At 73.4% G+C, this 12,854-nt stretch carries 12 protein-coding genes and 1 tRNA gene; 7 read left to right on the top strand and 6 right to left on the bottom strand.

Translation table 11 applies throughout. The annotated features are described in order from the left end of the window. Nucleotides 1-31: 31 nt before the first annotated feature. The gene (locus Ae331Ps2_RS06745) at nt 32-1,009 is read left to right on the top strand and encodes a polyprenyl synthetase family protein (RefSeq protein WP_075312766.1); all 978 of its coding nucleotides are present in this window, start codon (nt 32-34) and stop codon (nt 1,007-1,009) included. On the opposite strand, the gene rarD is transcribed toward Ae331Ps2_RS06745, so the two are convergent. Then, complete coding sequence (gene rarD, locus Ae331Ps2_RS06740; protein WP_075310048.1) at nt 985-1,926, bottom strand: EamA family transporter RarD; 942 nt, start codon at nt 1,924-1,926, stop codon at nt 985-987. The two genes, Ae331Ps2_RS06745 and rarD, sit on opposite strands and share 25 nt — an antisense overlap. A gap of 143 nt (nt 1,927-2,069) precedes the next feature. On the opposite strand from rarD, the gene Ae331Ps2_RS06735 reads away from it, so the two are divergent. Further along, the gene (locus tag Ae331Ps2_RS06735; protein ID WP_075310050.1) at nt 2,070-3,395 is read left to right on the top strand and encodes a hypothetical protein; all 1,326 of its coding nucleotides are present in this window, start codon (nt 2,070-2,072) and stop codon (nt 3,393-3,395) included. 80 nt (nt 3,396-3,475) lie between these two features. On the opposite strand, the gene Ae331Ps2_RS06730 is transcribed toward Ae331Ps2_RS06735, so the two are convergent. From Ae331Ps2_RS06730 to Ae331Ps2_RS06720, 3 genes are all read right to left on the bottom strand, one after another. Beyond that, entirely contained in the window at nt 3,476-4,546 is a 1,071-nt protein-coding gene (locus tag Ae331Ps2_RS06730; RefSeq protein ID WP_020627672.1) for a 2-oxoacid:ferredoxin oxidoreductase subunit beta, read from the bottom strand. Beyond that, nucleotides 4,543-6,486, bottom strand: coding sequence for a 2-oxoacid:acceptor oxidoreductase subunit alpha (locus Ae331Ps2_RS06725; RefSeq protein WP_075310052.1), 1,944 nt, complete (start codon nt 6,484-6,486; stop codon nt 4,543-4,545). Before Ae331Ps2_RS06725 ends, Ae331Ps2_RS06730 begins: the two co-directional genes overlap by 4 nt. Nucleotides 6,487-6,611: 125 nt before the next feature. Further along, the gene (locus tag Ae331Ps2_RS06720; protein WP_075310054.1) at nt 6,612-7,385 is read right to left on the bottom strand and encodes an enoyl-CoA hydratase; all 774 of its coding nucleotides are present in this window, start codon (nt 7,383-7,385) and stop codon (nt 6,612-6,614) included. A 145-nt stretch (nt 7,386-7,530) separates the two neighbouring features. On the opposite strand from Ae331Ps2_RS06720, the gene htpX reads away from it, so the two are divergent. From htpX to Ae331Ps2_RS06705, 3 genes are all read left to right on the top strand, one after another. Continuing rightward, nucleotides 7,531-8,391, top strand: coding sequence for a zinc metalloprotease HtpX (gene htpX, locus Ae331Ps2_RS06715; protein WP_075310056.1), 861 nt, complete (start codon nt 7,531-7,533; stop codon nt 8,389-8,391). A 112-nt stretch (nt 8,392-8,503) separates the two neighbouring features. Beyond that, on the top strand, nt 8,504-9,412 hold the full coding sequence (locus Ae331Ps2_RS06710) for a hypothetical protein (protein WP_075310058.1): 909 nt from the start codon (nt 8,504-8,506) through the stop codon (nt 9,410-9,412). A 28-nt stretch (nt 9,413-9,440) separates the two neighbouring features. Next, nucleotides 9,441-10,925 (top strand): amidase, encoded by a 1,485-nt coding sequence (locus Ae331Ps2_RS06705; protein WP_075312768.1) that lies wholly within the window; start codon nt 9,441-9,443, stop codon nt 10,923-10,925. A gap of 174 nt (nt 10,926-11,099) precedes the next feature. Here Ae331Ps2_RS06705 and Ae331Ps2_RS06700 read toward each other — a convergent pair whose 3' ends face one another. Beyond that, nucleotides 11,100-11,591 (bottom strand): YajQ family cyclic di-GMP-binding protein, encoded by a 492-nt coding sequence (locus tag Ae331Ps2_RS06700; protein WP_020624857.1) that lies wholly within the window; start codon nt 11,589-11,591, stop codon nt 11,100-11,102. A 96-nt stretch (nt 11,592-11,687) separates the two neighbouring features. On the opposite strand from Ae331Ps2_RS06700, the gene Ae331Ps2_RS06695 reads away from it, so the two are divergent. Continuing rightward, nucleotides 11,688-11,769: transfer RNA gene (locus Ae331Ps2_RS06695), tRNA-Tyr, on the top strand. Between the two features lie 416 nt (nt 11,770-12,185). After that, nucleotides 12,186-12,407 (top strand): hypothetical protein, encoded by a 222-nt coding sequence (locus Ae331Ps2_RS06690; RefSeq protein ID WP_075310060.1) that lies wholly within the window; start codon nt 12,186-12,188, stop codon nt 12,405-12,407. Here the strand turns inward: Ae331Ps2_RS06690 and Ae331Ps2_RS33080 are convergent. Then, a partial coding sequence (locus Ae331Ps2_RS33080) for a transposase family protein (protein ID WP_254864905.1) occupies nt 12,408-12,854 on the bottom strand: 447 nt, incomplete at its 5' end.

Genomic DNA, 12,854 nt, shown 5'->3' with positions numbered 1-12,854 from the left:
GGTGGAGACACAGAGCGTGGCCGGGATCCGGATGGCCGATCCGGTCCTGGCCGAGGCCACGGCGGACGGGCTGAAGCGGGTCGAGGACCTGCTGCACCGCGAGGTGCACAGCGACTACGAGTTCGTCACCGAGACCTCGTTGCACCTCATCGAGGCCGGCGGGAAGCGGTTCCGGCCGCTGTTCACGCTGCTCGCGGCCCAGGTGGGACCGCATCCCGAACGCGACGAGGTGATCACGGCGGCCGCCGTGGTGGAGCTGATCCACCTGGCGACGCTGTACCACGACGACGTGATGGACGAGGCGTCCATGCGGCGGGGCGCGGAGTCCGCGAACTCCCGCTGGGACAACTCGGTCGCGATCCTGACCGGGGACTTCCTGTTCGCACACGCGTCGCGGCTGGTGGCCGACCTCGGCCCGGACGCGGTGCGGATCATCGCCGAGACGTTCGCCCTGCTGGTGACCGGCCAGATGCGCGAGACCCGCGGCCCCAAGGCGTCGGACGACCCGGTGCAGCACTACCTGCGGGTGGTCGCGGAGAAGACCGGGTCGCTCATCGCGACCTCGGGTCGTTACGGCGGCATGTTCTCCGGTGCGCCGACCGAGCACGTCGAGGCGCTGCGGACCTTCGGCGAGGTCATCGGGGCCGCGTTCCAGATCTCCGACGACATCATCGACATCGCGTCGCCGTCGGACGACTCGGGCAAGACGCCCGGCACCGACCTGCGCGAGGGCGTGCACACCCTGCCGATGCTCTACGCCCTGCGCGACGGCGACGACTCCGCCGACGCGCGCAGGCTGCGGCAGCTGCTGGCCGCCCCGATCAGCGACGACGACGAGGTGGCCGAGGCGCTGGAGCTGCTCCGCTCCGGTGACGCGCTGGTCAAGGCCCGCGAGACCGTCGCCGGGTACGCCGCCCGCGCGCGTGCCGAGCTGGCGGTGCTGCCGCCGTGCCCGGCGATCGAGGCGCTGCGGACGCTGACCGACTACACGGTGGAGCGGGTGGGCTGAGCCGCCGGTGGGCGTCGCCGTCGCAGCAGGTCGACGGTGAACACCACCAGAGCCAGCCAGACGAGGGCGAACCCCGCCCAGCGGGCCGGGGCCATCGGCTGTCCGACGACCAGCACGCCCCACAGGAACTGCAGCGTGGGGTTGACGTAGAGCAGCACCCCGAGGGTCGTGAGCGGCAGCCGTCGCGCCGCGGCGCCGTAGAGCAGCAGCGGCAGCGCGGTCGCCGGACCCGCGGACAGCATGAGCAGCAGGTGCCACGGCCCGTGCCCGGTGAACGTGCCGCCGCCGGTGAGCGCCAGGACGACGAGGAACACCGCGGCCGGTACGACGAGCACGAGGCCCTCCGCGGTCAGCCCGGCCGCGGCGGGCAGCGGCGCGGTCGCCTTGAACAGCCCGTAGATCCCGAACGAGCAGGCCAGGGCCATCGACAGCCACGGCACCGTGTCGTTGCCGACGGCGATGACCACGACGGCCGTCGCCGCCAGCCCCAGCGCCACCCACTGCGCGGGCCGCAGCCGCTCCCGCAGGACGAGGACGCCGAACAGCACCCCGACCAGCGGGGTCATGTAGTAGCCGAGCGCGGACTCGACGACCAGCCCAACCGAGACGCCCCAGATGAACAGGCCCCAGTTCACCGCGATGAACACCGCGGCGGCGGCCGTCGCGAGCCACCGGCGGAGACCGAGCCCGCGCACGTCGCCCCAGCCGCGCAGCACGGTCAGCACCACCGCCATCAGCACGGCGGTCCACAGCACGCGGTGGGCGAGGACCTCCAGCGGCGCCGCGGGGTCCAGCAGCGGCCAGAACGCCGGGAACAGACCCCACAGCACGTACGCGCCGACGCCCGCGGCGAGCCCGGCGGGGTTCCGCTCACTTCGTTCGGGTGTGGTTCGTTCGGGGGAACGGGCGGCGGTCATGGTCGCTTCGGGTGGTGGGTCACGGGCACGATGATCCGGTACGGGTGTGCCACCGCGCGCGGTGACGGCGAGGCGGGCACGATCCGTGATACCAAGCACGGCGACAGCGGTCCGGGAGGGTCCCGGGCGGACGGAGGTCCGGCATGGGCTGGATGTGGGTACTGCTGGCGGTGCTCGTGGTACTCGTGGCGGCAGGGGTGCTGGTGTCCCGCCGCCGCGCAGGGGCCGTCGAGGACGGTCCGGAGGCCACGGGTGCGCCCGACACGGTGGAGGCGTCCGACGGGCCCGGCCCGGGGAGCGGACCCGGGACCGTGGGGCTGTTCGAGCCCGTCGGGGAGGCCGACCCGGACCGGGTGACCGGGGCGACCACACCGCCGCCGGACGGCGCACCGCCACCGTCCGCCGTGGCCGACGGTGCGGGGGAGCAGGTCGTCCCCCCGGCAGCCCGCCCCGGGGTGGCCGCGGACGTGCCGGCCGGCTCCGAGGCGCCCGGTCCCTCGCCGGCCGCCGCGAGCGGGACCGCGGCCACGGGTGGGACCGCCGCCGTGGGCGGGACCGGCCCCACCGGGGCTGACGGACCCGTCGGCCTCACCGGGGCGGACGGACCCGCGACCGACGGACCCGCGACCGACGAACCCGTTGCCGTAGCCCAGGACGCCCCGGCCCACGGCGACCTGGCCCACGGGCACGACAGCGCTGCCCAGGATGAGCCGGCCGAGGGCGATCTGGCCGAGAGCGGTCCGACCGAGGAGGCCCCGGCCGAGGACGGCCCGGCCGACGGCAGCGCGGCTCACGACGCCCCGGCCCAGGTCGCCGCGGCTCGCGATGATCTGGCCGAGGGCGGTCTGACCGAGGACGCGTCGGCCGAGAAAGCCCCGGCCGACGGCGACGCGGCCCAGGACGACGCGGCAGCCCCCGCCGCACCGGTCGTGGGGGAACCGGGCGGCAGCGCCGGAGCACCGGACGGTGCCACGGCCCCCGCGGTGCCCCTTCCTCGCCCCGAGAGCAACCCCGCGCCGCAGGACGGGGTGGCCGAGGACGACGACGAGCCGTCCGGCCGGCACGCCCTGCGCGACGACGTCGAACCGGCGCCGCTGCCCGAGCCGGCCCCCGCGTCGGACGACGACGGCCCGCCCGCACCGTTGCCGATCCCGTCGCGGACGCGGCAGCCCGCCGGTGGTTCGGCGCTGGCGGCGCTCGACTCCCTGATCATCGGCCCGTCGGCGGCGTCCGAGCCGCTGCCCCCGGGCGTGCGGCCCGGCCCGTACCCGGACTCGGTGCTCGCACCCGCCGACGGCGGCGACCCTCCCGAGACGCACCGGGTGAAGGTGCACAGCGGGTCGCGGCGGTTCCACCCGCCCGAGTCGCCGTACTACGTCCGTACGCGGGCGGACCTGTACTTCACCGCGGAGGGCGCCGCCCGGGCGGCCGGGTTCATCGCGTGGAACGAACGTCCCGGGGCCCGCTGAGCCCGGACACCGGTGGACGCACGACGGCCCCGGTACTCCCTGGAAGGAGTGCCGGGGCCGTCGTCGGTCGCGGGCCGGTCCTAGACGATGGTCCAGGTGTCGCGGCCGTTGAGCAGGGCCTGCAGGTCGGCGTCGGGCTTGGCGTCCTTCGCGGCCTGGACCTGGGCGCGTGCGGCGTCGTCGTAGGTGGGGCGGTCGGTGCTGCGGAAGACCCCGGTGACGGTGTGGGTGAGGTCCTGGTCCGAGAGCCGGGACAGGGCGAAGGCGAGCTCGTGGTCGGTCTGGTCGTGGACCACGATCGTCGCGGGGTCGACCGACGCGGTCTCGACGACGGCGAGGCCGAACCCGTCCTGGACGACCGCGTGCGAGCCGCGTCCGTCCTCACCCGGGGCGCCGAAGGTGATCGGCTCGCCGTGGGTGAGGGGGATGAGCCGGTTCTCGTTGTCGCCGCGGCGCAGGACGTCGAAGCTGCCGTCGTTGAAGATGGGGCAGTCCTGGAAGATCTCGACCAGGGCGGAACCGCGGTGCTCGGCGGCGGCCTGCAGCACGGCGGTGAGGCTCTTGCGGTCGGAGTCCAGGGCGCGCCCGACGAACGACGCCTCGGCGCCCAGCGCCAGCGAGATCGGGTTGAACGGGTGGTCGAGCGAGCCCATGGGGGTGGACTTGGTGACCTTCCCGACCTCGGAGGTGGGCGAGTACTGGCCCTTGGTCAGGCCATAGATCCGGTTGTTGAACAGCAGGATCTTGATGTTGACGTTGCGGCGCAGCGCGTGGATGAGGTGGTTGCCGCCGATGGACAGGGCGTCGCCGTCACCGGTGACGACCCACACCGACAGGTCCTCCCGCGAGGTCGCCAGCCCGGTCGCGATCGTCGGGGCACGCCCGTGGATGGAGTGCATCCCGTAGGTGTTGAGGTAGTACGGGAAACGGCTCGAGCAGCCGATCCCGGAGACGAACACGGTGTTCTCGCGCTTGATGCCCAGGGTGGGCAGGAACTGGCGGACCGCGGCGAGGACGGCGTAGTCGCCGCAGCCGGGACACCAGCGGACCTCCTGGTCGGAGGTGTAGTCCTTCGCGGTCTGCTTCGCGTCCGTCGTCGGGACCCCGTCGAGGCCGCCGATGGACGGCAGACCGAGATCGGTGGCGGTCATGCCTGCGCTCCAGTGGTCTCGTTGGCGGGCCGTGGGGTGGTGTCGGCCGCGGACTCCGGGTGCTTGCCGGTGAGGTAGTCCAGGAACACGTCCTGCAGCTCCTCGGCGCCGAAGGGGAGCCCGGCGACCTTGGTGTAGCTCTTGACGTCGACCAGGTGGCGGGCGCGCAGCAGCATGGCGAGCTGGCCGAGGTTCATCTCGGGGCAGAGCACCGTGCGGTAGCGGCCCAGGATCTCGCCGAGGTTGGCCGGCATCGGGTTGAGGTTGCGCAGGTGCACCGTGGCGACCGAGTGGCCGAGCTTGCGCACCCGCCGCGCCGCGGCGTTGATCGGGCCGAAGGTCGACCCCCAGCCGACGACGAGGAAGTCCGCGTCGCCGTCGGGGTCGTCGACCACGAGGTCCGGCACCTCGATGCCGTCGATCTTGGCCTGGCGCAGCCGGACCATGCGGTCGTGGTTGTCGGGGTCGTAGGAGATCGAGCCGCGCCCGTCGGCCTTCTCCAGCCCGCCCACGCGGTGCTCCAGACCCGCGGTGCCGGGGATCGCCCACGGCCGGGCCAGGGTCTCGGGGTCACGCAGGTACGGCCAGAACTCGCCGGACCCGTCGGGGGCGTTGGGCTCGGTCGCGAACCCCGGGTCCACCGTCGGCAGGGTCTCGACGTCGGGGATCTTCCACGGCTCGGAGCCGTTGGCCAGCGCGCCGTCGGACAGCAGCATCACCGGGGTGCGGTAGCGCACGGCCATCGCGGCGGCCTCGACCGCGGCGATGAAGCAGTCGCCGGGGGTGCAGGGGGCGATCACCGGGAGCGGGGCCTCGCCGTTGCGCCCGTGCAGGGCCTGGAGCAGGTCGGCCTGCTCGGTCTTGGTGGGCAGCCCCGTCGAGGGGCCGCCGCGCTGCACGTCGATCACCAGCAGCGGAAGCTCCAGGGCCACGGCCAGGCCGACGGTCTCGGCCTTGAGCGCGATCCCCGGACCCGAGGTGGTGGTGACGCCGAGCGCGCCGCCGAACGACGCGCCCAGCGCCGCGCCGACGCCGGAGATCTCGTCCTCGGCCTGGAAGGTGGTCACGCCGAAGGCCTTGTGCTTGGACAGCTCGTGGAGGATGTCCGAGGCCGGGGTGATCGGGTAGGTGCCCAGGAACACCGGCAGGCTCGTCGTGCGTCCGGCGGCGATGATCCCGTACGCCAGCGCGACGTTCCCGGTGATCTGCCGGTAGGTCCCCGGCGCCAGCCGGGCCGGGGCGACCTCGTAGGTGACCGCGAACGCCTCGGTCGTCTCGCCGTAGGCGTGCCCGGCGCGGAAGGCCAGGATGTTGGCCTCGGCGATGTCGGGCTTCTTCGCGAACTTCTCCCGCAGGAACCGCTCGGTCGACTCCGAGGGCCGGTGGTACATCCACGACAGCAGACCCAGGGCGAACATGTTCTTCGCCCGCTCGGCGTCCTTCTTGGACAGCCCGGTCTCCTCCAGGGCGCCTCGGGTCAGGGTCGCCATCGCGACCCCGTGCACCGCGTAGGGCTCCAGGGAGCCGTCCTCGAGCGGGTTCGCCGCGTACCCGACCTTGGTCAGGTTCCGCTTGGTGAACTCGTCGGTGTTCACGATCAGCACGCCGCCGTGGGGCAGGTCGCCGATGTTGGCCTTCAACGCCGCCGGGTTCATCGCGACCAGCACGTCCGGGCGGTCCCCCGGAGTGAGGATGTCGTAGTTCGCGAAGTGCAGCTGGAACGACGACACCCCGGGCAGCGTCCCGGCAGGAGCCCGGATCTCCGCGGGGAAGTTCGGCAGCGTCGACAGGTCGTTGCCGAAGTTCGCGGTCTCGGAGGTGAAGCGGTCACCCGTCAGCTGCATGCCGTCACCGGAGTCGCCGGCGAACCGGATGACCACCCGGTCGCGCTGCACGACCTCGGAGTCGCGTGCCTCGACGGGAGTGTCGCTGGTCGTCATGGGCTGATGGTCCCCAGTTCGGCGTCGAATTGTCCCTCGATACATCGAGGTTAACTCCCGGTTCGTCCCCCTGTCCGGAGACCCGGGATCACGTCACATGGCCCGCGTCACGTTCGTGCCGCGGGTCACTTCCTGCTGATCTTCTTCTGCAGCGCCGCGACGCGTTCCGCGAACGCCTCGGAGTGCACGGTCTCGGCCTGGGCGCGGACCTCGATGTCGGTGGCGTCGGCGTGCGCGTCGAGCCGGGCGGTGATCCGCATCGTCGCCTTGGTCGTGACGATCAGGTCCCGCGGCGCGGCGGCGGCCCGGCCCGCGAGCTCACGGGCGCCGGCCATCAGGTCCTCGTCGCTGTCGTAGGCGCGCCAGACCAGACCGACGCGCTCGGCCTCGCGGGCGTCGAGGACGTCGCCGAACAGGGTCATCGCGGCGCTGCCCTGGGCGCCGAGAGCGCGCTGGGCCATCCACGTGTAGCCGCCGCCGGGGTGCAGGCCCAGCTGCATGAAGCGGACGTCGAACCGTGCGGTCGGGCCGGCCAGCCGGACGTCGCAGGCCAGGGCGAGGTTGATCCCCGCGCCGACGGCGGCGCCGTTGACCGCGGCCAGGGTCGGCAGCGGGGAGGAGGCGATGGCGAGGAACCCGGAGTAGACGCGCTTGAGCGTCGCCGGGTCGGCCTGCTGCAGCTCCGCGAGGTCGCCGCCGGCGCAGAACGCGGGCTCCTGACCGGTGACGACGATCGCGCCGACCGAGTCGTCGGCGTTCGCGGCCTCGACGGCGGCGACGAGCTTCTGCGACAGGTCCAGGTTCAGCGCGTTGCGTCGTGCCGGGTTCGACACGGTGAGCACCGCGACACCGTCGGTGACCTCGGTCCGGACCTCTGTCGTGACATCGCCGTCGCTCATGGGCCCGACTCTTCCACGCCGGGCCGGCCTCCCGCACGTGGCGGGTGCCCCGGGCCGGGCCCCGGTCACACCCGGGAACGCGCTGCCCGGTTCGTCCGTTGAGAAGGGTGACCCCAGCAGGACCGCACGGAAAGGTGACCCCGGCGTGCACAGCCACATGAACGGTCTGAAGACGGCCGTCCTCCTCGGCGCGATGAGCGCCCTGATCCTCGCGATCGGCGGGGTCCTGGGTGGCCGCGGCGGACTGGTCATCGCCCTGGTCGTCGCGTTCGCCGTGAACGGGTGGGCCTACTTCAACTCGGCGAAGATGGCGCTGCGGTCGATGCACGCCCAGCCGATCACCGAGGCCGAGTACCCCCAGCTGTTCCGGATCGTCCGCGAGCTGAGCCAGCGGGCCCGCCAGCCCATGCCGTCGCTGCACATCAGCCCGACCGACGCACCCAACGCGTTCGCCACCGGCCGCAACCCGCGGCACGCCGCGGTGTGCGTGACCACCGGTCTGCTGCACCTCCTCGACGAGCGCGAGCTGCGCGCGGTCATCGGCCACGAGCTCAGCCACGTCTACAACCGCGACATCCTGATCTCGTCGATCGCCGGAGCGCTCGCCTCGGCGGTGTCGTTCCTCGCGAACTTCGCGATGTTCGCCTCGATCTTCGGCGGCAACGACGAGGACCGCCCGAACCCGATCGCGATCATCCTGGTCGCGCTCCTCGGCCCGATCGCGGCCGGCGTGGTGCAGATGGCCGTCAGCCGGTCGCGGGAGTACCAGGCCGACGCCTCGGGGGCCGAGCTCACCGGGGACCCGTTGGGCCTGGCCTCGGCGCTGCACAAGCTCAAGTACGGCACCGCGGCCGCCCCGCTGCCCCCGGACCCGCGGCTCACGGCGCAGTCGCACCTGATGATCGCGAACCCGTTCCGGCCCGGCGAGAAGATGGCGAGGTGGTTCTCCACCCACCCGCCGATCGAGGACCGGATCGCGCGGCTCCAGCAGATGGTCCGCCGCTGACCGGACCGTTCCGGGGGTGGTTGCGCGACCCCGGGTCGCTGTTCCGTAACGGTTCGGGGTGCCGGGAGCGATGAAGCTCTCAGAGCAGAGCTCCCCCTGCGGAAGAGGACCCATGAGCGAGACCCCGTCCCAGAAGCCCCGCCACGCGCTCACCGACACCGGTGAGACCCCGTCGGTGCCGCTCCAGGGTGGCCCGGTCGAGGTCCCGTCACCGGCCCGCCCGGGGGACGACGTGGTCACCGAGGCCGGCCCGGACGAGCCGGTCGTGCTGCCGTCGGCCCGACCGTCCTCGGACGCCGACACCCCGGTCGCGCCGACGGTCGCCGAGGCGGACACCACGACCGCCTCCGACCCGGACCCGGTCACGGACGCTCCTGCCGCACCCACCCCCGCCGCGGGAACGACGCCGCCGGAGCCCCGCTCCTCCCGCCCCGCGGCGCCGCACACGGCGCCGGGCGGCGGGTCCTCCGACGACGCACCGACCACCGCGCTGCCCGTCGTCCCGCGCCCCCGCGACGCAGTCGGGCCCGGCGGCCGGCGTCCCGGCCAGGTCCCGCCACGGCAGGTCCCGGGCGGCTACGTTCCCGGCCACGTTCCGCCCCGGCAGGCCCCGGGCGGTCACGTCCCCGGGCAGTACGCCCCGGCGGGCCCGCGACACCCGGCCCGCCCGCCCGCGGCCCGGCATCCCCTCACGGGCCGGCCCCCGGCGGGCCAGCGCCCGCCCGTGCGGTTCCCGTCGGGCCCCCCGGCCCAGGCCCCGACCGTCCGGCGGCACCCCGAGCCGGTCCGCCGGGCCCCGCTTCCCGAGCCGGTCCGTCAGGCCCCGCTCCCCGAGGGTGGCGCGACCCGGACCTCCGGCGGATTCCGGCTGCCCGACTTTCCGGCTCGCACCCGGCCGGTGCTGCCGGCCGTCCTGGGTGCCGCGGCCGCGGTCGTCATGGCTCTCGGCATCGTCGCCGGGGTCACCGGTACCTCGGACGCGTCCCCGGCGCCGGTGCCCGCCCCGGTGTCCACCCCCTGACCGATCTGTTTGTATCCCCGCCGTGGGGATCTCCTGGGACGACTACCGCAACCACGACGCCGTCGGGCTGGCCGCGCTCGTCGCGGCGGGTGAGGTGAGCGCAGCCGACCTTCTGGAGGCCGCCGTCGCCCGTGCCGACGCCGTCGAGCCGGGCATCAACGCCATCCGGCTGCGGCTCGACGACGCCGCCCGCTCCCGCGCACGCGGCCCGCTGAGCGGGCCGTTCGCGGGTGTCCCGTTCCTGGTGAAGGACCTCGCCCAGCACATCGCCGGGGTCCCGACGGCGTCCGGTTCCCGCCCGCTCGCCGACCACCCGCGACCCGAGACGTCGACGGTGGTCCGACGCTGGACCGAGGCCGGTCTCGTGGTGTTCGGACGGACGGCGACTCCCGAGTTCGGCGCCCGTGCCGTCACCGAGCCCGCGCTCGGCGGGCCGACCCGCAACCCGTGGGACCCCGCCCGCACCCCCGGCGGCAGCTCCGGGGGGTCCGCCGCGGCCGTCGCCGCCGGGATCGTCCCCGCGGCCGGCGCGAGCGACGGCGGCGGCTCCATCCGCATCCCGGCCGCCGCCTGCGGGCTGTTCGGGCTCAAGCCCGGCCGCGGCGTGACGCCGTCCGGGCCGGACGTCGCGGAGGGCTTCCACGGCGCGGCGGTACAGGGCGTGCTGTCGCGGACCGTGCGGGACTCGGCCGCGCTGCTCGACGTGACGGCCGGGCCGGAACCGGAGGGTCCCTACGTCGTGCGCCCGCCGGAGCGCCCCTACGCCGACGCCGTCCGGGACGACCCGGCGCCGCTGCGGATCGGGCTGGCCACCGCGTCGCCGCTGGGTACCGAGGTCGACCCGGAGGCGGTCGCCGCGGCCACCGACGCCGCCGAGCTGTTGACCTCGCTCGGGCACGTCGTGGAGGAGTCCGCCCCAGCCCTCGACGGCCGGGCGCTGGCCACCGACTTCCTCACCACCTGGTTCTCCACGATCTCGGCCCAGGTGGCCTCGGCGCGGGCGCTGACCGGCTGCGGCGACGACGCCTTCGAGACGGAGACGCGGGTGATGGCCGCCATCGGGCGTGCCACCCCCGCGCCGGACTACCTCGCCGCGCTCGCCCGCCGCCAGGACCACACCCGCGCACTGGCCACGTTCCACGAGCGCTACGACCTGCTCCTCACCCCGACCCTGGCCCGGCCGCCGTGGCCGATCGGGGAGCTGGGGCTGCCGGCCGTGGCCCGGATCGGGGCGCAGGCGCTGCTGCGGGCCGGCGCGTCCGGCCTGTTCGGACGGCTCGGGCTGGTGGAGAGCCTGGTCGACGCCAACTTCGCCCCGGTCCCCTTCACCCAGCTGGCGAACCTGACCGGCCGGCCCGCGTCCTCGGTGCCGCTGTACCGGACGGCGTCCGGGCTGCCGCTGGGCGTGCAGTTCGTCGGGCGGCCGGGCTCGGAGCCGCTGCTGCTGGCGCTGGCGGCGCAGCTGGAGCGGGCGCGGCCGTGGGCGCACCTGCGGCCGGCGCCGCCGGCCTAGGGGAGCCGGGTCAGGTCACGGACACGGGTCGCTGCACGGCTGCGTCCGCCGGGGAGTGGTCCAGCAGCCCGTCGACGGCGGGCACCAGCGTCCGCGCGAACTCCAGCCGGCCCCGCCACCTGGTCCGTACCCGGCACCCCTGAGCCAGGGCTTCAGCAGCTCAGGGCCGGTTGGTCACCGGTAGTTGGTGAACTGCAGCGCGATGCCGAAGTCCTTGGACTTGAGCAGCGCGATGACGGCCTGCAGGTCGTCCTTCTTCTTGCCCGAGACGCGCAGCTGGTCGCCCTGGATCTGCGCCTGGACGCCCTTGAGCTTCTCGTCGCGGATGGCCTTGCTGATCTCCTTGGCCTTGTCCTGCGCGATGCCCTGGAGGATCTTGCCGCTCGCCTTGTAGGTCTTGCCGGAGATCTGCGGCTCATCGGCCTCGAACGCCTTCAGGGAGATCTGCCGCTTGATCAGCTTCTCCTTGAAGACCTCGATCCCGGCGAGCAGTCGCTCCTCGGTCTCGGACTCGAAGGTCAGCGCCTCCTCGCCGGCCCAGGCGATCGTGGTGTTGGTGCCGCGGAAGTCGAAGCGCTGCGACAGCTCCTTCGCGGCCTGGTTCAGGGCGTTGTCGACCTCCTGGCGGTCCACCTTGCTCACGACGTCGAACGACGGGTCGGCCATCGTCTCTCCTCCGGGTCGGTCGGGGACCCCTCGGCGGGGTCGTTCAGGTCGTGTCGTATCCTCGTTCACGCACTCAGCGAGACCGAGATGCACCCCGGCTGGTTGCCCGAGCGGCCAAAGGGAGCGGACTGTAAATCCGTCGGCGTAGCCTTCCCAGGTTCGAATCCTGGACCAGCCACAGCACGTGAAAGAGACCCCCGACCAGCGGAAACGCCGGAGCCGGGGGTCTCTTTCGTTGTCCGGGTGTGTCCGGTCGCCTACGGCCAGATACGGGCATCTGTGGGCCCTCCGTGGGCCAAGCCCACGCGGGGGCGCTCGCTCCTCTCGCTCGCGGGCGAGAGGAGCGTCGACGACGCCTGGCCGTAGAGCGCTACCGTCGAACGATTCCGGGGCCCGCCGGGTGACAGAGTGACAGTGTCACTGGCCTGTCACTCGAACTGTCACTCTCGTTTGTGCTGGTCAGGGGCGGTGTAGTGACAGAGTGACAGAAGAAGAGTGGGGGAACGGCACCTGACGGTCCGTGCCTGGCCCCGCGTCGGGGCATGCGGTCTCAGCGCCGTTCTGGTGCTGCGACAGCTCCGCGGCGCCACCTGAGTGGCAGGAGGCGTCTGCGGTGGTCTCAGGGCCCTGGACGGTCTCGTTCTGGAGACCGTCCTCGTTCGGGAGGAGAATCTATCGGTCTTCATCGGTCGTCTCGCCGGGTTCGTCATCGCGCACGACCGTGACGACGACGGTGAATACGAGACCGTCGCCCACATCTGGACAGCGGCCTCCCGACGACGCCGGGGCATTGAGGTGTTCTCAGTAGCGGGTTGATCATGTCGTGCGGTCGTACTCGGTGTGGAGTAGTACGAGCGCAGCTGCGGTGATCGCGCCGGTGCGCCAGGGACATAGCGTGACTCGCCGCAACGCGGCGAAGGTGGTCTTGAGCAGGGCGTTTCCGCGTTCGGCCAGAGCACGAAGGGCTGAGTGCAGGGTGTTGACGGTGCGCTGGTTGACCGTCTGCCCGCGGCCGGGGGCGGGTTTGATGGGCACGGTGAGCCGGTCGGCTTCGCCTTCGTAGCCGAGGTCGCCCAGCGCGGCGTGGGTGTCGTCGGTGAACGCGGCCAGGCCCTCGAGCAGCCCGGGGTGGGTACGGGCGCAGCGGGTGTCGTGCTCGCGGCCCGGCCGCACGTCGCTGGTCCATAGCGGCCATCCATCAGGTGCGGTGAGGACCTGGATGTTCCCGCCGTGGCGGCGGTGCTTGCCCGACCACCACAGGTC

It is taken from the genome of Pseudonocardia sp. Ae331_Ps2, assembly GCF_001932405.1.
GTDB lineage: Bacteria > Actinomycetota > Actinomycetes > Mycobacteriales > Pseudonocardiaceae > Pseudonocardia.
Note: the sequence above shows the minus strand (reverse complement) of the source record. Positions and strands in the feature narration are given on the sequence as shown.

Excerpts from the sequence above, each read along its gene's own strand:
- Ae331Ps2_RS06725 (WP_075310052.1), bottom strand. The coding sequence starts at position 6,486 with ATGACGACCAGCGACACTCCCGTCGAGGCACGCGACTCCGAGGTCGTG.
- rarD (WP_075310048.1), bottom strand. The coding sequence starts at position 1,926 with ATGACCGCCGCCCGTTCCCCCGAACGAACCACACCCGAACGAAGTGAG.
- Ae331Ps2_RS06730 (WP_020627672.1), bottom strand. The coding sequence starts at position 4,546 with ATGACCGCCACCGATCTCGGTCTGCCGTCCATCGGCGGCCTCGACGGG.
- Ae331Ps2_RS06720 (WP_075310054.1), bottom strand. The coding sequence starts at position 7,385 with ATGAGCGACGGCGATGTCACGACAGAGGTCCGGACCGAGGTCACCGAC.
- Ae331Ps2_RS06710 (WP_075310058.1), top strand. The coding sequence starts at position 8,504 with ATGAGCGAGACCCCGTCCCAGAAGCCCCGCCACGCGCTCACCGACACC.
- Ae331Ps2_RS06700 (WP_020624857.1), bottom strand. The coding sequence starts at position 11,591 with ATGGCCGACCCGTCGTTCGACGTCGTGAGCAAGGTGGACCGCCAGGAG.
- Ae331Ps2_RS06735 (WP_075310050.1), top strand. The coding sequence starts at position 2,070 with ATGGGCTGGATGTGGGTACTGCTGGCGGTGCTCGTGGTACTCGTGGCG.
- Ae331Ps2_RS06745 (WP_075312766.1), top strand. The coding sequence starts at position 32 with ATGGCCGATCCGGTCCTGGCCGAGGCCACGGCGGACGGGCTGAAGCGG.